The sequence below is a fragment of the Actinoalloteichus sp. AHMU CJ021 genome (genome assembly GCF_002895405.1).
Classification (GTDB): Bacteria; Actinomycetota; Actinomycetes; order Mycobacteriales; family Pseudonocardiaceae; genus Actinoalloteichus_B; species Actinoalloteichus_B caeruleus.
Genome location: NZ_CP025990.1, coordinates 6,269,616 through 6,290,241, shown reverse-complemented (window position 1 = coordinate 6,290,241; position 20,626 = coordinate 6,269,616). Strand labels below are relative to the sequence as shown.

The 20,626-nt window shown below is 74.0% G+C and carries 1 protein-coding gene; it reads left to right on the top strand.

Features of this window, described 5'->3' with window-relative positions; all coding sequences use genetic code 11:
• The first annotated feature begins 21 nt into the window (after positions 1-21).
• Positions 22-20,625 (top strand): type I polyketide synthase, encoded by a 20,604-nt coding sequence (locus C1701_RS25770; protein ID WP_103056811.1) that lies wholly within the window; start codon positions 22-24, stop codon positions 20,623-20,625.
• Position 20,626: the final 1 nt, after the last annotated feature.

Below are 20,626 nucleotides of genomic sequence, written 5' to 3'. Positions count from 1 at the left end.
TCGGACTGGAGCGGCGTTTCCATGGCGGATGAACAGAAACTTCGCGATTACCTGACGCGCGTGGTCGCCGAGCTCCAGCAGACCCGTCAACGGCTGCGGGCCGCGTCGGAGAAGGCGCCGGAGCCCATCGCGATCGTCGCGATGAGCTGCCGCTACCCGGGGGGCGTCACCACCCCGGAGGAACTGTGGCGGCTGCTCTCCGACGGCACCGACGCGGTCTCCGGGTTCCCCGTCGACCGGGGGTGGGACCTCGAGGCGTTGTACGACCCCGAGCCGGGCAAGCCGGGCAGGACGTACGCGGTGGAGGGCGGTTTCCTCTACGACGCGACGGACTTCGACCCCGGCTTCTTCGGGATCTCCCCCCGCGAGGCCGTCGCGATGGATCCCCAGCAGCGGCTGCTGTTGGAGACATCCTGGGAGGCCTTCGAGCGCGCGGGTATCCCGATGGACGCGGTGCGTGGTAGCACGACCGGGGTCTTCGTCGGTGCCTCCACCCAGGGGTACGGCATGCCGGAGGGGGCGTCGGGCTCCGAGGGGCACGTCCTGACCGGCAACGTGACCTCCGTCCTCTCTGGGCGGATCGCCTACACCTTCGACCTGGACGGCCCCGCTGTCACCATCGATACGGCGTGCTCGTCCTCCCTGGTGGCACTGCACCTCGCCGCGCAGGCCCTGCGGGCTGGCGAGTGCGAGATGGCCCTCGCCGGCGGGGTCACCGTCATGGCGGGCCCGGGCGGCATCCTCGAGTTCGCGCGTCAGCGCGGTCTCGCCTCGGACGGCCGCTGCAAGGCCTACGCCGACGGTGCGGACGGCATGGGCATGGGTGAGGGCGCGGGTGTGGTGCTCGTCGAGCGGCTGTCCGACGCCGTGGCCAACGGCCACCCCGTCCTGGCCGTCCTGCGCGGCTCCGCGGTGAACTCCGACGGTGCGTCCAACGGGCTGACCGCGCCGAACGGTCCCTCACAGCAGCGGGTGATCCGCCAGGCCCTGGCCAACGCCCGGCTGAGCGTCGACCAGGTCGACGCCGTGGAGGGGCACGGCACCGGGACCGCGTTGGGTGACCCGATCGAGGCGCAGGCGCTGCTCGCCACCTACGGCAGGAACCGGGAACGCCCGCTGTGGCTGGGTTCGGTGAAGTCGAACATCGGCCACACCCAGGCCGCGGCGGGCATCGCCGGTGTCATGAAGATGGTGCTGGCGTTGCGCCACGGCACCCTGCCGAGAACCCTGCACGCCGAGACGCCCTCGTCCGAGGTGGACTGGACCGCGGGGTCGGTGTCCCTGCTCACCGACCCGGTCCCGTGGCCGGAGACGGGGGAGCCGAGGCGTGCTGGGGTGTCCTCGTTCGGGATCAGCGGCACCAACGCCCACGTGATCCTGGAGTCGGCTCCGCCGGCGGTGGTCGAGGTGGAGACCGCGACCAGGGCGCTGCCGGTCGTGCCCTGGGTGCTCTCGGCGAAGTCGGATGAGGCCCTGACCGCGCAGACCACCCGACTCGCCCAGCTCTGGGAGAGCTCGGATGCCGGGCGGCTCGACATCGGGGCGTCCCTCGCGACGACCCGGGCGGCGCTGAGCCACCGGGCGGTCGTGCTCGACCCGTCGGCGCTGTCCGACCTGTCCGGCCCGTCGGTGGTGCGCGGGGTGGTCGCCCCGGGCAAGTCCGCGGTGTTGTTCACCGGTCAGGGCTCGCAACGCCCCGGAATGGGCCGGGAACTGGCCGAGGCGTTCCCGGTGTTCGCCGAGGCCTTCGACGCGGTGTGCGCCGAACTCGACCGGCACCTCGACCGCCCGATCCGCGACACCGTCTTCCACGACGACGGTGATGCTGGGGTTCTGGATCGGACGGTGTACGCCCAGGCGGGGTTGTTCGCCCTGCAGGTGGCCCTGTTCCGGTTGATCGAGTCCTGGGGGGTGGTCCCGGACTCCCTGCTGGGTCATTCCATCGGGGAGCTGGCCGCGGCGCACGTGGCCGGGGTGTGGGACCTGCCCGATGCCGCTCGGGTGGTGGCGGCACGGGGCCGGTTGATGCAGGCCCTACCCGAGGGTGGGGCGATGGTGGCGGTGGAGGCCACCGAGGACGAGATCATTCCCCTGTTGGTGGGGGCGGGGGTGTCGCTGGCGGCGGTGAACGGCCCGACGGCGGTGGTGCTCTCCGGTGAGCGCTCGGCGGTGGCCGGGGTGGTGGACCGGTTGGGTGACCGTCGGGTGCGGTGGTTGCGGGTCAGTCACGCCTTCCACTCCGGGTTGATGGACCCGATGCTGGCGGAGTACCGGGCGGTGCTCTCCTCGGTGGTGTTCCGGGAGCCGGTGGTGCCGGTGGTGTCCACGGTGACCGGTGCACTGGCCGGGACTGGGTGGTGTGACCCGGAGTACTGGGTACGGCAGGTCCGGGAGACCGTCCGGTTCGCCGAGGGCATGGCCGCGCTGGGCGGGGTGGGGGTGTCCCGGTTCCTGGAGTTGGGTCCGGACGGGGTGCTCTCGGCGATGGGGCAGGACTGCGCCCCCGAGGGTGTGTTCGTTCCGGTGTTGCGCCGGGACCGCCCCGAACCGGAGACGGTGGTGGGGGCGTTGGCGTCGTTGTGGGTGACGGGCATGCCCGTGGACTGGGGTGCCTGTTTCGTGGGGACGGGTGCGGGGCGGGTGGACCTGCCGACCTACCCGTTCCAACGCGAACGCTACTGGCCGGTCGTCACCGCCCCGTCCGGCGAGACCGATGCCCGGCAGCTCACCGAGGAGGACGCGCGGTTCTGGGAGGCCGTCGACCGTTCCGACCTGTCCGGCTTGGCCGACGGCCTGGACCTCGACGGCGACCAGCCGTTGCGTGAGGTGCTGCCGAAACTGTCGTCCTGGCGGCGGGAACACCGCGAACTGTCCGTCGTCGACGGGTGGCGGTACGGCGTGGACTGGCGGCCGTTGAGCGTCAACACCCGATCCGAGCTGGCGGGCACCTGGCTGCTCATCGGCTCGTCGGATCAACTGGATCACCCGGTCGTGGCGGGGTTGGCCCGGCGCGGAGCCCGTTTCGTGCCACTGCTCGTGGGGGAGTCGGGGCTGGACCGGGCCGGGTTCACCCGGGAACTCGGTGCTGTCCTGGCCGAGCACCCCGAACCAGCCGGGATCCTGTCCCTGCTCGGCATGAGCGAGGACTGCCTGCCCGAACTCCCCGAGATCCCCACCGGACTGATCACCACCCTGGCCCTGGCCCAGGCCCTGCACGACATCGACTGGCCCAGCCCCGTGTGGTGCCTGACCACCGGAGCGGTCTCCACCGGCCCGTCCGACCCCCTCCACAGCCCCGTCCAGGCCCAGATCTGGGGCCTGGGCCGGGTCATCGGCCTGGAACAACCCGGCCGGTGGGGCGGCCTGATCGACCTGCCCCCCACCCTCGACGACCGGGCCTTGGACCGGATCAGCACGGTCCTGACCGGCACCGAGGACCAGATCGCCCTGCGTCCCACCGGGGTCCTGGCCCGCCGCCTGGTCCACGCACCCGCCACCCGGCCCGGTGCGGCACTGGCCCTGCGGGACACCATCCTGATCACCGGGGGCACCGGGGCGTTGGCCACGCACGTGGCCCGGTGGGCCACCAGCGCCGGTGTGGACCGGGTCGTGCTGGCCAGCCGTCGGGGCCCCTCCGCGCCCGGCGCGGTGGAGTTGCGGGAGGAACTGGCCGCCACCGGTGTGGACGTCGAGGTCCTCCGGTGCGACGTGACCGACCGGCAGGCCTTGGCCGAGTTGGTCTCGGAGGTGGACAGCGGGGGCAGTCCGGTGCGGGCGGTGGTCCACACCGCCGGGGTCGGGCAGTTGACCCCGTTGCCCGAGATCACCGGGGAGGAGTTCGTTCACGTCCTGCGGGCCAAGGTGCTGGGCGCGGCGAACCTGGACGCGGTGTTCGCTGGTCGGGAGTTGGACGCGTTCGTGTTGTTCTCCTCGATCGCCAGTATTTGGGGTAGTGGCGGTCAGGGTGCCTACGCGGCGGCGAACGCGTATCTGGATGCGGTGGCGGTGCGGCGTCGGCAGCGGGGGTTGGTGGCCACGGCGGTGGCGTGGGGTCCCTGGGCTGAGGGTGGGATGGCTGAGGGTGCTGCGGGGGAGCACCTGTTGCGGCATGGTCTGCCGGCGATGCCGGCGGAGTTGGCGGTGGTGGGGTTGCGGCAGGCGGTGGTCGAGGGTGACGCGGTGGTGGCGGTGGCGGAGGTGGAGTGGGAGCGGTTCGCTCCGGCGTACGCGGCGTCGCGGGTGTGGCCGTTGATCGGGGAGTTGCCGGTGGCGGTGGCGGCGTTGGAGCGGGTGGGTGGTGGTGAGCCGGATGAGGAGCAGTCGTCGGTGTTGCGGGCTCGTCTGGTGGGGATGGGGGTGGAGGAGCAGCGGCGGTTGTTGGTGGAGTTGGTGCGGTCGGAGGCGGCGGGGGTGTTGGGTCATGCCTCGGTGGAGGGGGTGGAGTCGGGGCAGGCGTTCCGGGAGATGGGTTTCGATTCGTTGACCGCGGTGGAGTTGCGGGGTCGGTTGACGGCGGTCACGGGGTTGTCCCTGCCGGCGACGTTGGTGTTCGACTACCCCACCCCGGAGGTCCTTGCCCAGGGTCTTCGCGACATCGTGTTCGGCGCCGACCCGGTTGACGTCCCCGTCGCCCCGCCGCGTGGCGCGGATGACGAGCCCATCGCGATCGTCGCCATGAGCTGTCGCTACCCCGGCGGGGTGTCCTCGCCGGAGGACCTGTGGCGGCTGGTGGCCGACGGGACGGACGCCGTCGGCGAGTTCCCGACCGACCGGGGCTGGGACGTCGAGCGCCTGTACGACGAGGACCCGGACCAGCCCGGCACGACGTACTGCCGGGAAGGCGGCTTCCTCGACGGCGCCACCCGGTTCGACCCCGACTTCTTCGGGATCTCCCCCCGCGAGGCGCTGGCGATGGACCCGCAGCAGCGGATCCTGCTGGAGGCCACCTGGGAGGTGTTCGAACGGGCCGGCATCGACCCCGTGACGGCGGACGGCAGCACCACCGGTGTGTTCGTGGGCACCAACGGTCAGGACTACCCGTCCCTCCTGGCGATGTCCCCGGACGCACTCGAGGGCTACCTCGGCACGGGCAACGCCGCGAGCGTCGTCTCCGGCCGCGTCTCCTACACCTTCGGTCTCCAGGGACCCGCCGTCACCGTCGACACCGCGTGCTCCTCGTCGCTGGTCGCGCTCCACCTCGCCGCGCGCGCCCTGCGGGCGGGGGAGTGTTCGATGGCGCTCGCCGGTGGTGTGACGGTGATGGCCACCCCGTCCACCTTCGTCGACTTCAGCCGGCAGCGAGGACTGGCACCCGACGGCCGGTGCAAGTCCTTCGGGGAAGCCGCCGACGGCACCGGCTGGGCTGAGGGGGTCGGCGTCCTGCTCGTCGAACGGCTCTCCGACGCGCGACGCCTCGGCCACCCGGTCCTCGCCGTGCTGCGCGGCTCGGCGGTGAACTCCGACGGAGCGTCCAACGGGCTGACCGCGCCGAACGGGCCCTCCCAGCAGCGGGTCATCCGCCAGGCACTGGCCGACGCGGGTCTGTCACCCACCCAGGTCGACGCGGTGGAGGCGCACGGCACCGGCACGGTCCTCGGCGATCCCATCGAGGCGCAGGCCGTGCTCGCCAGCTACGGTCAGGACCGGGACGAGGACCGTCCGTTGTGGCTGGGGTCGCTGAAGTCCAACATCGGGCACGCCCAGGCCGCGGCCGGTGTCGGTGGCGTCATCAAGATGGTGATGGCCATGCGGCACGGCATGCTGCCGAGGAGCCTCCACATCGACGCTCCCACCTCGCACGTCGACTGGTCGTCCGGTGCCGTCGCGCTGTTGACCGAGCAAGTCCCGTGGCCGGAGACCGGTGAGCCCCGTCGGGCCGCCGTGTCCGCGTTCGGCGTCAGTGGCACCAACGCGCACGTCATCGTGGAGTCGCCGCCCCGGGAAGCCGAGAAACCCCGAGCGGAGGCGCCAGCGCCTCCCGTCGTGCCCTGGCTGCTGTCGGCGAAGTCCCCGGCTGCCCTCGCCGACCAGGCACGTCGGCTGCTGGCCCACGTCCAGGACCAGGAACCGGATCGGGTGGACGTGGCCTACTCCCTGGCGACCAGCCGGGCGGCCCTGCCGCACCGTGCGGTCGTCTTCGACGAGGCTGCCCTCGCCGACCTGGACACCTCGCCGGGCGTGGTCCGCGGCGTCGCCTCCGACGGCAGGGTCGCGTTCCTCTTCTCCGGTCAGGGCGCCCAGCGCGCCACGATGGGACGTGGCCTGTTCGAGGCCTACCCGACGTACGCCGACGCCTTCGACGCGGTGTGCGCCGAACTCGACCGGCACCTCGACCGCCCCGTCCGGGACGTGGTGTTCGAGGGCGGGGACCTGATCGACCAGACGGTCCACGCCCAGGCCGGGTTGTTCGCCGTCGAGGTGGCCCTGTTCAGGCTCCTCGAATCGTGGGGTGTGACACCCGACCTCGTGCTCGGGCATTCGATCGGTGAGCTCGCCGCCGCCCACGTGGCCGGGGCGATGTCCCTCACCGACGCGGCCGAGCTGGTCGCGGCCCGGGGGGCCCTCATGCAGGCCCTGCCCGGTGGTGGCGCGATGGTGTCGCTGCGCGCCAGCGAGTCCGAAGTGGCCCCGCTGCTGTCCGATCGGGTCTCCCTGGCGGCCGTCAACGGGCCCGGGACCGTGGTGCTGTCCGGCGACGACGACGCCGTCGCCGACGTGGTGTCGAGGTTCCCCGACCGGAAGTCGACCCGCCTGCGGGTGAGCCACGCGTTCCACTCGGCCCACATGGACGGCATGCTCGACGACTTCCGCGCCGTGGCGGCTCGGCTCACCCTCACCGAGCCGACGATCCCGGTGGTGTCCACCCTCACCGGCGGCGTCGTCACCGACGAGCTGCGGGACCCGGAGCACTGGGTGCGCCAGGTCCGGGAACCGGTGCGGTTCGCCGAGGGCATGGCGACCCTGCGTGACCAGGCGGTGACGACCTTCCTGGAGCTCGGGCCGGACGGCGCCCTCGCGGCACTGGCCGGTGTGGACACCCCCGTGATCCCGTTGCTGCGCCGTGGGAGGGAGGAACCCCGCGCGGTCGTCACCGCACTCGCCGAACTGCACGTGCGCGGCGGCGCCGTGGACTGGGGCACGTTCTTCGCTGGCGTCGACGCCCGGCGGGTGGACCTGCCGACCTACGCCTTCCAACACGAACGGTTCTGGCCGGCCGGGACCGCGATCTGGGCCGGTGACGCCAGCGCGTTCGGACTCCGCTCCGCCGACCACGCGCTGCTCGGCGCCGCCATGACGCTGGCCGACTCCGACGGCCTCGTCCTCACGGGACGGCTGTCCACACGCTCCCACCCGTGGCTGGCCGACCACGTCGTACTCGGATCCGTCCTGCTCCCCGGGACGGCCTTCGTGGAGCTGGCCCTCCACGCCGGACAGCGGGTGGGGTGCGGTCTCCTCGAGGAACTGACCCTGCACGCCCCCCTTGTCCTCGACGAGCACGGCGGCGCCGCGGTCCAGGTGACCGTCGGCGCCCCTGACGGCGCCGGCCGCCGACCGGTCCGGGTGAGCTCCAGCGCCACCGACGACGAGGACCAGTGGCGGCAGCACGCGACCGGGGTGTTGGCACCCCTCGCCGCCCACGTCGCCGAGGGACTCCAGGAGTGGCCACCCGCCGGTGCCGAACCCGTCGACGTGGACGACTTCTACACCGGGCTCGCCGCGGCCGGGTTCGAGTACGGCCCGGCCTTCCGGGGGGTGCGCGCGGCGTGGCGTCGCGGCGACGGAGTCGACGCTCAGGTCTTCGCCGAGGTCGCCCTGCCCGAGGACGTCAGCGTCGAGCGCTTCGGGATCCACCCCGCGCTGCTGGACGCCGCCCTCCACCCGCTGTCCCTCGCGGGTTCCGGGCAGTGGGGCCTCCCGTTCGCGTGGTCGGGTGTGCGGCTGACCGCCGTTGGAGCCACCGCTGCCCGGGTCCGCATCACCCCCGGCGGCTCCGGGGTCTCGGTGACGGTCGCCGACGTCGCGGGTGAGCCGTTGGCCACGGTCGACTCCCTGGCGCTGCGGCCCCCGCAGGGGCAGCCGGAGCCCGCCGGTCCGACCGACGACGCGTTGCTCCGGGTGGCCTGGCCGCCGCTGCCCCTGCCGGACGGGGCCGCCGACCAGCGTGTCGTCGTGCTCGGGGACCCCGCCTGGCTCGCCCCGCTCGGCCTGCCGGCGCACGGCGGGCTCGCCGAGCTGACGACCGTGCCCGACGTCGTCGTGGTCACGGTCGAGGCGGCGGGCACCGACCAGGTGAGCGCCGTCCATGACAGCTCCCGTGCCCTGCTCCGACTGGTGCGGGAATGGTTGACCGACGACCGGTTCGCCGCCGCGCGGCTCGCCGTCGTCACCCGGGGCGGCGCCGGACCCGACGGCGCGTCGGACCTCGCCGGCGCCGCCGCCTGGGGGCTGCTCCGCTCAGCCCAGACGGAGAACCCGGGGCGGCTGGTCCTCGTCGACGTCGACACCCACCCAGCCACGCCCGCCTCGGTGATCGCCGCGCTGTCCACCGGGGAGCCGCAGGTCGCGGTGCGGGAGGGCGAAGCCCTCGTTCCCCGCCTGCGACGGGCGTCGACGACCGGGGCCCTCCGCGCTCCGGCCGCGACGCCGTGGCGCCTGGACACCACTGGGGCCGGCACCATCGACGCCCTGGCGTTGGTGCCGGTGCGGGAGGCCACCGAGCCACCCTCCGGGGGGATGGTGCGCGTCGGCGTCCGCGCTGCCGGTGTGAACTTCCGAGACGTGCTGATCGCGCTGGGCATGTACCCGGGCGACGCCACGATGGGCATCGAGGGCGCCGGCGTGGTCCTCGACGTGGGACCCGACGTCACCGGCCTGGCACCCGGCGACCGGGTGATGGGCCTGCTGACCGGAGGTTTCGGTCCGGTGGCCCTCACCGACCACCGCATGCTCGCCAGGATCCCCGACGGCTGGTCGTTCACCGACGCGGCTGCCACCCCGGTCGCCTTCATGACCGCCTACTACGCCCTCGTCGACCTCGCCGGGGTGCGGGCCGGGGAGCGGGTCCTCGTGCACGCCGCCGCCGGCGGCGTCGGCATGGCCGCCGTCCGACTCGCCCACCACCTCGGGGCGGAGGTGTTCGCCACCGCCAGCCCCGGGAAGTGGCCCGTCGTGCGGGAACTCGGGGTGGACGACGACCACCTGTCCTCCTCGCGCACCGTCGAGTTCGAGCGGAAGTTCCGCGACAACAGCGGCGGCGACGGCGTCGACGTGGTCCTCAACTCCCTGACGGGCGAGTTCCTCGACGCCTCGTTGCGGCTCCTCGCCGACGGCGGCCGGTTCGTCGAGATGGGCAAGACGGACCCGCGTGACCCGGACGGCGTCTCCTACCGCGCGTTCGACCTCGTCGAGGCCGGGCCGGAACGCATCGGCCAGCTGCTGGCGGAGGTGCTGGCGCTGTTCGAACGCGGCGCGCTGCGGCCCCTGCCCGTCAGGACCTGGGACGTCCGGCGCGCACCCGAGGCGTTCCGGTACCTCGCCAAGGCACGGCACGTCGGCAAGGTCGTCCTCACCGTGCCCGCGCCGGAGCCGCACCACGGAACCGTCCTCGTCACCGGCGCCACCGGCGCGCTCGGTGGGCTGGTCGCCCGCCACCTGGTCACCGAGCACCACGTGCCCAGCCTCCTGCTGGCCGGCCGTCGAGGCGCCGACGCCCCCGGCATGGCCGAGTTGGCGGACGAACTGCGCGCCACCGGAGCCCAGGTGACCCTCGCGGCCTGCGACGTCGCCGACCGGGACGCGCTCGCGGAGCTGCTCGCCGGGATCCCGGCCGAGCAGCCCCTGACCGGTGTCGTCCACGCCGCCGGCCTGCTCGACGACGGCGTGGTGACCGCCCTCACCCCGGACCGCCTCGACGCCGTGCTGCGGCCCAAGGTCGACGCCGCCTGGCACCTCCACGAACTCACGGCACACCTCGACCTGTCCCTGTTCGTCCTGTTCTCCTCCGTGGCTGGAGTGTTCGGCGCGCCCGGCCAGGCCAACTACGCCGCGGCCAACGCCGTGCTCGACGGCCTCGCCGAACTGCGCGGAGCACGGGGTCTCGTGGCGACCTCCGCTGCCTGGGGCCCGTGGAGCGCGGGCGGCGGCATGATGGGGGAGCTCGCCGACGGCGACTCCGGTCGGGTCGCCCGGTCCGGAATCGTGCCGCTGACCCGGGACCGCGGCCTCGCGCTCCTCGACGCGGCCGTCCTCGGCCCCCACCCCGCGGTCGTCCCCGTCGGACTGGACGTGCCCGCGCTGCGCGGCCGCGCCTCCTCCGGTGGCCTGCAACCAGTGCTGCACGAACTCGCCAGGGTCGACAGCCGTCGGCGGGCCGAGACCAGCGACGACTCGGCCCTGGCACGCCGGCTCACGGGACTGCCACCCGCCGAACGGGACCGCGCCGTCCTCGACCTGGTGCGCGGGCACGTCGCCGCCGTGCTCGGCCACCCGAGCCCTGAGGCGATCGACGTCACGCGGCCGTTCTCGGAACTGGGTTTCGACTCGCTCACCGCCGTCGAGCTGCGCAACCGGCTCGGCGCCGCCACCGGTGCCCGACTGCCGGCGACGCTGGTGTTCGACCACCCGACGCCGGCGGTGCTGGCCGGGTTCGTCCTCGCGGAACTGCTCGGCGCCGCTCCGGTGACCGACGAGGAGACCCCGGCGCCCGTCCACGTCGACGAGCCGATCGCGATCGTCGGCATGAGCTGCCGCTTCCCCGGCGGTGTCGAGTCCCCGGACGACCTGTGGCGCCTCGTGCTCGCCGGTCGCGACGCGGTCGGCCCGCTCCCCACCGATCGGGGCTGGCGGTTGGACCTCCCCGACGGGCTCGAGATCCCCGCGCTCCAGGGAGGGTTCCTCTCCGGAGCCGGGGACTTCGACGCCGGGTTCTTCGGCATCTCGCCGCGTGAGGCGTTGGCGATGGACCCCCAGCAGCGGTTGCTGCTGGAAGCCACCTGGGAAAGCCTGGAACACGCGGGCATCGGGCCGTCCGGACTGCGGGGAAGCCGCACGGGCGTCTTCGCCGGGACCGCGTACTCCTCGTACGGCTCGGGGATGATGAGCACCGAGCAGATGCGGGGCCACGCGCTCACCGGGACCGCGACCAGCGTCATCTCGGGGAGGATCGCCTACTCCTTCGGGTTCGAGGGCCCGGCGGTGTCGGTGGACACCGCCTGCTCGTCCTCGCTGGTGGCCCTGCACCTGGCGGCGCAGGCCCTGCGGGCGGGGGAGTGCACCCTCGCCCTGGCCGGCGGCGTCACCGTGATGACCAACGCCGGTGTCTACGCCGAGTTCGGAACGCAACAGGGACTCGCCCTCGACGGCCGGTGCAAGGCGTTCTCCGAGGCCGCGGACGGCACGGGCTGGGCCGAGGGCGCCGGGATGCTGGTGCTGGAAAGGCTGTCCGACGCGCGGCGCAACGGGCACCGCGTCCTGGCGGTGGTCCGCGGTTCGGCCGTGAACTCCGATGGTGCGTCCAACGGGTTGACGGCGCCGAACGGTCCGTCCCAGCAGCGGGTGATCCGGCAGGCGTTGGCGAACGCGCGGTTGTCGGCGTCCGAGGTGGACGTGGTGGAGGCGCACGGGACGGGCACCGCGTTGGGTGACCCGATCGAGGCGCAGGCGTTGCTGGCGACCTACGGGCAGGACCGGCCGGCGGACCGGCCGCTGTGGCTGGGGTCGATCAAGTCGAACATCGGCCACACCCAGGCCGCCGCGGGTGTCGCGGGGCTGGTCAAGATGGTCATGGCGCTCCGGCACGGGGTGCTGCCCAGGACCCTGCACGTCGACGAACCGTCGACGCGGGTCGACTGGGAGGCCGGTGCGGTGTCGCTGCTCACCGAGCAGCGGACCTGGCCCGAGACCGGACGGCCCCGCCGGGCCGCCGTCTCGTCGTTCGGGATCAGCGGCACCAACGCCCACGTGCTCCTCGAGGCGTGGTCCGAGGACCCCGACCGGAGCGAGGCGGTGGCGCCGGCCCCGGTCGTGCCGTGGGTGCTCTCCGCCCGTTCGGCCGAGGCGTTGACCGCGCAGGCGGCTCGTCTCCTCACCCACGTGGAGGACAGCGGAGCCGACCTCGTCGATGTCGGGTACTCCCTCGCCGCGACCAGGTCCGCGTTGCCGCACCGCGCGGTCGTCCTCGACAGGGCGGACCTCGAGGACCTGGCAACCGCGCCGAGGGCGGTCCGAGGAGTGGCCGAGCCCGGCAGGTTGGGCCTGCTGTTCTCCGGGCAGGGCGCCCAGCGCTCCGGGATGGGGCGCGGCCTGTACGAGGTGTACCCGACCTTCGCCGAGGCCTTCGACGCCACCTGCGCGGAGCTGGACAAGCACCTCGACCGCCCGCTCGCGCCGCTCGTGTTCGGCGGCGGACCGCTGCTCGACCAGACCGAGTACACCCAGGCAGGGCTGTTCGCCCTGGAGGTCGCGCTGTACCGGCTCGTCGAGTCGTGGGGCGTGACGGCGGACTTCCTGCTCGGCCACTCGGTCGGTGAGATCGCCGCCGCCCACGTCGCAGGCGTGTTCTCCCTCGCCGACGCCTGCCGCCTCGTCGTCACCCGGGGGCGGCTGATGGCGGCGTTGCCACCAGGTGGGGCGATGGTATCCCTGGCGGCCACCGAGGACGAGGTCCGTCCCGCCCTGAACGACCGCGTCGCCATCGCCGCGGTCAACGCACCAGGGACCCTGGTGCTCTCCGGTGACGAGGACGCCGTGGACGAGGTGCTCACGCGCTTCGAGGGCCGCCGGAACCGCCGGCTCCGCGTCAGCCACGCCTTCCACTCGCCGCGCATGGACCCGGTGCTGGCCGAACTCCGGACGGTGGTGTCCGAACTGGCCTTCGCGGAGCCCCGCCTGCCGCTGGTGTCGACCGTGACGGGCCACGTCGCCGACACCGAGGTCCGGGACCCCGAGTACTGGGTCCGCCAGGTGCGGGAGACCGTCCGGTTCTCCGACGCCCTGCGAAGCCTCGACGACCTCGGGGTGACCACGTTCCTGGAACTCGGTCCCGACGGGGGGCTCGCGGCCCTCGGGACGGACACCCTGCCGGGCGCGGTGTTCGCGCCCGCCCTGCGCAGGGGCCGGGACGAACCGGAGACCCTCGTCACCGGGCTCGCCACGACCCACGTGCACGGCCGGGACGTGGACTGGGCCGCCTACTTCGCCGGTTCCGGAGCCCGGCGCACCGACCTGCCCACGTACGCCTTCCAACACGAACGCTACTGGCTGAGCGCGGCCGAGCACCCGGCCGGCGCGGTCACCTCGGCCGGCCTGGGCGACGTCGACCACCCGCTCCTCGGCGCGGACGTCGAACTCGCCGGCGCCGGCGAACGGGTGTTCACCGGGGTGCTGGCGGTCTCGGCGCACCCCTGGCTGGCCGACCACTCCGTCCACGGGGTGGCAGCGGTGCCCACGGCCCTGCTGGCGGACCTCCTGTTGCACGTCGGCCACCAGGTGGGCGCACCGAGGCTGGCGGACGTGACCGTGGAGCGACCCCTGGTGGTGCCGGAGTCCGGCTCCGTCCGGTTCCAACTCGCCGTGGGCGCCACCGGGGAGGACGGGGACCGAAGGGCCGAACTGCACTCGTACCGGAACGACGAGTGGGTGCGCCATGCCACCGCGACGCTCACCGGCGAGTCGGACACGCCCGAGGTGGCCCTGGCCGACTGGCCACCGCCCGGTGCGGTCCCCGTCAGCCTCGACGACCACTACGAACGTCTCGCCGACGTGGGCGTGGCCCACGGTCCGCTGTTCCGGGGACTGCGCGCGGCTTGGCGCCCGGCCGGCGACGAGACGACGGTCCTCGTCGAGGTCACCCTCCCCGAGGACACCCCGGTCGAGGGCTTCACCGTGCACCCCGCGTTGCTCGACGCCGCCGCGCAGGGCAGCCGCCTGCTCGGCGGTGACCTCGACGCGCTTCCCCTCGACTGGACCGGGGTCAGCGCCCACGCCGTGGGCGCCCGGGCGCTGCGGGTCCGGATCTCCCGGCGGGACCAGGGATTCTCCTTGTTCGCGGCCGACGACACCGGTCTGCCCGTGGTCACGGTGGACCAGGTCACCTCGGCCACGCCCGTCCCCGAGGAACTGCTCGCGGCCTCCCCCGCCGACGGCACCGGCGCGGCGCTCCACGAGGTCGGCTGGTCACCGCGGTCCGCGACCGACGGCGACGAGGACCTCGTGTGGGCGGTCCTGGGCGATGGCACGCCACTGCCCACGTCGGCCGCCGGACGTCACGCCGACCTGGCCGACCTCGCCGCGCGGGAGACCATCCCCGACGTGGTGGTCACCTCGGTCACCACGCCAGGGGCAGCCGTCGTCGGAGCGACCCACGACGCCGTCTCCGCGCTGCTGGGCACCCTGCGGGAGTGGCTGGCCGACGACCGCCTCCGCGCCGCGCGGCTGGTGGTGCTGACGCGGGGCGCGGTCGCGACGACACCGGAAGCCGACATCACCGACCTGCCCGCCGCCGCGGCGTGGGGCCTCGTCCGGTCGGCCCAGACCGAGAACCCCGGGCGCCTCGTGCTGGTCGACCTGGGTGTCGACGGTGACGCCGAACGGCTACCGGCCGTGCTCGCCTCCGGCGAACCGCAGGTCGCGATCCGGGACGGGCAGCTCCTCGTACCCAGGCTCGTCACCTCCACCTCCGAGTCGGTGGTACCGGAGACCCGGCACGGCACGGTCCTCGTCACCGGCGCCGGCGGCGCTCTCGCCACGCTCGTCGCCCGGCACCTGGCCATGTCAGGGGTGCCCAACCTGCTGCTCGTCAGCCGGCGGGGAACCTCGGCGCCCGGAACGGTGGAACTCCTCGCCGACCTGCGGGAGCTGGGAACCACGGCACAGGTCGTCGCCTGCGACGTCGCGGACCGCGACGCCCTCGCGGGCGCGCTCGAGCGGGTACCGGCCGAGCGGCCCCTCACCGGGGTCGTCCACACCGCCGGTGTGCTGGCCGACGGGATGCTGGCCTCGTTGGACGCCGAGCGGGTGAGCGCCGTGCTGCGCCCCAAGGTCGACGGCGCGTGGAACCTGCACGAGCTGACCCGTGACCTCGACCTGTCCCTGTTCACCGTGTTCTCCTCGGCCTCCGGGGTTCTCGGCGCGCTGGGCCAGGCCAACTACGCCGCGGCGAACGCGTTCCTCGACGGCCTCGCCCAGCACCGCAGGGCCAGCGGGCTCCCCGCCCGGTCCCTCGCCTGGGGGCCCTGGGCCGATGGGGGCATGGCGGGACGGCTCGCCGACGCCGAGGCCACCCGGATGGCCAGGGCCGGCCTGCCCCCGCTGTCCGTGGAGCAGGGCCTGGCCCTGCTCGACGCCGCGGCCACGGTGGACCGGGCCGCGCTGGTCCCGGCGAGGTTGGACCTGCCCGCCCTGCGGGCCCGGGCCGCCGTCGAACCCCTGCCGCCCCTGTTCGGTGAGCTGGTCCCGGTCGCCGCCGGCAGGAGACGCGCCGGAACGGCGAGCGGATCGTCCCTGACCCGCCGTCTCGCGGCGACGCCGCAGGAGGAACGCGCCACCGTCGTCCTGGACCTGGTGCGCGACCAGGCCGCCGCCGTCCTCGGCCACGGAACCGCGCAGGCGGTCGAGGTCACCAGGGCGTTCGCGGAGATGGGATTCGACTCGCTCACCGCCGTCGAGTTCCGCAACCGCCTCGACGCCGCGACCGGTGCGCGACTGCCGGCGACACTGGTGTTCGACTACCCGACCCCGGTGGCCCTGGCCGAGTTCCTGCTCGCGGAACTGCTCGGCACCACGCCGCGGGCGGCCGACGACACCCCGGTGCCGGCCCGGCCCGACGAACCGATCGCCATCATCGGCATGAGCTGCCGGTTCCCCGGAGGGGTCTCCTCGCCGGAGGAGTTCTGGCGGTTGCTCACCGAGGGGACGGACGCCATCGGACCGTTCCCCGGCGACCGGGGATGGGACCTCGGCCGTCTCCACGCGGACGACGGCCCCGGCACCAGCCCGGTCCGGGAAGGCGGCTTCCTCTACGACGCCCCGGAGTTCGACGCCGGGTTCTTCGGCATCTCGCCGCGCGAGGCCCTGGCGATGGACCCGCAGCAGCGGTTGCTGCTGGAAGCCACCTGGGAGAGCCTCGAACACGCCGGGATCGATCCGGCGGGCCTGCGGGGCAGCCGCACCGGTGTCTTCGCCGGCACCAACGGTCAGGACTACGTCGGCCTGGTGCTCGGCTCGTCCGACAGCGGCGAAGGCCACCTCGCGACCGGCAACAACGCCAGCATCATCTCGGGGAGAGTCGCCTACTCCTTCGGGTTCGAGGGCCCGGCGGTGTCGGTGGACACCGCCTGCTCGTCCTCGCTGGTGGCCCTGCACCTGGCGGCGCAGGCCCTGCGGGCGGGGGAGTGCACCCTCGCCCTGGCCGGCGGCGTCACCGTCATGTCCACGCCGGGCGCGTTCCTCGAACTCGGCGCGCAGGGCGCGTTGTCCGCCGACGGCCGGTGCAAGGCGTTCGGTGAGGGCGCCGACGGCGCCGGCTGGTCGGAGGGAGTCGGGATGCTCCTCGTGGAACGCCTCTCCGACGCCCGACGCCACGGCCGCCGGGTGTTGGCGGTGTTGCGGGGTTCCGCCGTGAACCAGGACGGTGCCTCCAACGGGCTCACCGCCCCGAACGGGCCCTCCCAACAACGGGTGATCCGGCACGCCCTCGCCAACGCGGGTCTGGCCACGCGCGACGTCGACGTCGTCGAGGCGCACGGGACCGGCACCGCGCTCGGTGACCCGATCGAGGCGCAGGCGGTGCTCGCCACCTACGGGCAGGACCGGGAGCGGCCGCTGCTGCTGGGTTCGGTGAAGTCCAACATCGGGCACACCCAGGCCGCGGCGGGCGTCGCCGGCGTGATGAAGATGGTGCTCGCCCTCCAGCACGGAGCGCTGCCCAGGACACTGCACGCCGACCCGCGGTCCTCGAGGGTGGACTGGTCGGCCGGCGACGTCGACCTGCTCACCGAGCAGGTCCCGTGGCCGGACACCGCTCGGCCCCGCCGGGCCGCCGTCTCCGCGTTCGGGCTGAGCGGCACCAACGCGCACGCCATCCTCGAACAGGCCCCGGACCTCCCGGAGGCGCCGGTCGCGGGAACCCCGGCCGTCACCGCCACCCACGTGCCGCTCGTGTTCTCCGGCCGGACCCGGGACACCGTCACCGCACAGGCCAGGCGGCTCCGGTCCTACCTGCGCGATCACGAGGACATCCCCCTCGCCGCCCTCGGCCACGCCCTCTCAGCGGGGCGGGCGAGGCTGGACCACCGGGCGGGCGTGGTGGTCGCGAACCGGTCCGAGGCCCTCGCCGCGCTCGACCGGGTGATCGACGGGGGGAAGGCACCCGGCATCGTCCGGGGCCGGACCGTTCCGGCGCCCAGGCCGGTGTTCGTCTTCCCCGGCCAGGGATCGCAGTGGATGGGCATGGCCGCCGATCTGCTGGCCTCGTCCCCGGTGTTCCGCGCGGAGGTCCAGGCCTGCTCGGACGCGTTGGCCGAACACCTCGGCTGGTCGGTGCTGGACGTGCTCTCCTCGGGCGGCACCGACGAGGACGGGGCCGGTGACGACCGGGTGGACCGGACACAACCCGTGCTGTTCACCGTGATGGTGGCCCTGGCTCGGCTCTGGCGCGCGCACGGGGTGGAACCGGCCGCCGTCATCGGCCATTCCCAGGGGGAGATCGCCGCCGCCTGCGTGAGCGGTGCCCTGTCCCTGGCGGACGCGGCGAAGGTGGTCGCGCTCCGCAGCGCCGCGTTGGTCGCCCTGTCCGGACGCGGCGGGATGATGTCGGTGTGGGAGACCGCCGACGCCGTCCGCGACCGGATCGCGCCGTGGGCGGACCGGCTGTCGGTCGCCGCCGTCAACGGGCCCCGGTTGGTCGTCGTCACTGGCGAACCTGGCGCGCTGGACGAGCTGGCCGAGGCGTGCGCCGCCGACGACGTCCGGACCAGGCGCATCGCCGTCGACTACGCCTCGCACTCCCCGCAGGTGGACGAGATCGAGAGCGAACTGGTGAGCGCCCTGGCCGGGATCAGCCCCGGCCCGGGGCGAGTGCCCTGCTACTCCACGCTCACCGGCCAGCGGCTCGACACCAGCGGCATGGACGCCGGCTACTGGTACCGCAACCTGCGGTCCACCGTCGAGTTCCAGGCCGCGGTGCGGTCAGCGCTCGACGACGGGCACGGGGTGTTCGTCGAGGTCAGCCCGCACCCGGTGTTGACCGTCGGCCTGGGTGAGGTGTTCGCCGACGCCGAGGTCGACGCGGTCGCCGTCGGCACCCTGCGCCGGGGTGAGGGTGGTCAACACCGGTTCCTCACCTCCCTCGTCGAGGCGTACGCGCACGGTGTCGACCTCGACTGGTCGTCGGTGTTCGGTGGGCAGGACGCCCGGGCCGCGTGGGCACTGGACGTGCCGACCTACGCGTTCCAACGCGCCCGGTACTGGCCCACCCCCACCGCCACCCCGACCGATGGGGAGGCCGCGCTCGACTCGCCGTTCTGGACGGCCGTCGAGAACGCGGACCTCAGCGGCCTCGCGAGCACCCTCGAGCTCGCCGACGAGTCCGCCCAGGCCTCGCTCGGCGCGGTGCTGCCCGCGCTGACCGCCTGGCACCGGGCGCGCGGTGAGCGGTCCACCCTGGACTCCTGGCGGTACCGGCCCGACTGGCAGCCGATCTCGCCGGCCTCCGACGGACGGTTGACCGGGACGTGGCTCCTCGTCGTCCCCGGCGCCAGGGCGAACGACGAACTCGTCGACCTCACCGGCCGGGCACTGCGCGACCACGGTGCCCTGGTGGAGGAGGTGTCCGTCGGTGCCACCGACCTCGACCGGGCCCACCTCGCGCGACGGCTGCGCGCCCTCGACGAACCGCCCGAGGGGATCGTGTCGCTCCTCGCGCTCGACGAGGAACCGCTGCCGGACGCCCCGGAGGCCCCCTTCGGAGTGGCCGCCACGCTGGTACTGCTCCAGGCGCTCGGTGAGGCCGGGCTGACCGCCCGCGCGTGGTCCCTCACCCAGGGGGCCGTGTCGACGGGCGCCTCGGAACCCGCTCCCCGCCCGGCGCAGGCCGCCGTGTGGGGTCTGGGCCGGGTGGCCGCCCTGGAGAACCCCGACCGCTGGGGCGGTCTCGTGGACCTCCCGCCGGCCCCGGACGAGCGGGCGGGAACCCGGTTGGCGGCGCTGCTCGCCGAATCGGCCGGGGAGGACCAGCTGGCCGTCCGACCGGTCGGTGTGCTCGCGCGCAGGTTGCGCCGGGCACCGGGCGGCGGCGCGGCGGGCTGGGAACCGACCGGGAAGGTCCTCGTCACCGGGGGCACCGGCGCGATCGGGGGCCGGGTGGCCCGGTGGCTGGCCGAGCACGGCGCCACGCACCTGGTGCTGCTCAGCCGGCGGGGCGAATCCGCGCCGGGCGCAGCCGAACTGCGCGACGCCCTCGTCGCCACGGGGGCACGGGTCACCTTCCTCGCCACCGACGTCGGCGACCTGGACGCCCTGACTGCGGCGGTACGCGGCGCGGACGACGGGGAACCGGTGCGGGCCGTGGTGCACGCCGCCGGAACCCTGGACAACGGGCTGCTCGACACGCTCGGCACCGAACGGTTCTCGGCCGCCCTGCGCGCCAAACTGCTGGGCGCCCGGAACCTGCACGAGGCGTGCGACGGACTCGACCTCGACGCCTTCGTGCTGTTCTCGGCGTTCGCCGGTGTCGTGGGCGGAACCGGCCAGGGGCCCTACGCGGCGGCCAACGCGTACCTCGACGCGCTCGCCGAGCGACGACGGACCGCTGGTCTGCCCGCGACGTCGGTCGCCTGGGGCACCTGGGCCGAGGACGGTGCCGAGGAGGATCCGCAGGTGGCGTGGCTCCGTCGGCGCGGCCTGCCCGGCCTGCCCGCCTCGACAGCGCTCACCGCCCTGTCCAGGGCAGTCGCCCAGGCCGAGCCGCCGCTGCTGGTCGCCGACGTCGACTGGCGGCTGTTCGCCCCGGCGTTCACCGCCGCCCGGCCCAGCAAGCTGATCGCCGAGCTCCCCGAGGTCGCCGCGGTGGACGCGGGCCGGGGCGACACCGGCGGCGACCCGGACCAGGCCGAGGCGTTGACCAGCAGGCTGTCCGGGCTGTCCGACGTCGACGCCGAGCGGGTCCTGCTCGACGTGGTCCGCACCGAGGCCGCCGGCGTCCTGGGTTACACCGGTGTGGACGAGGTCGAACCCCAACGGCCCTTCCGCGATGTCGGGTTCGAGTCGCTCACCGCGGTGGAGCTGCGCGACCAACTGACCGCGAGGACCGGGGTCCGGCTCCCCGCCACGCTGGTGTTCGACCACCCGACACCAGTGGCACTCGCCGGTTTCCTCCGCACCCAGCTCGTCGGCGGAGCGGAGGAGGCACCGGCGTCGGTCTTCGACGAGTTGGACCGGTTGGAGGCCAGCCTCGCCGCGTTCACCGACGACCGGACGGCCCGTGGCCGGGTGACGGCGCGACTGCGCGGGCTGCTGGCCGCCTGGGACGAGGCGGACGGCGAGGAGAAGCAGACGGTGGCGGGACGGCTCGGTTCTGCGACGGCAGACGAAGTCCTGGCGTTTATCGACAACGAACTCGGAGCGTCCTGAT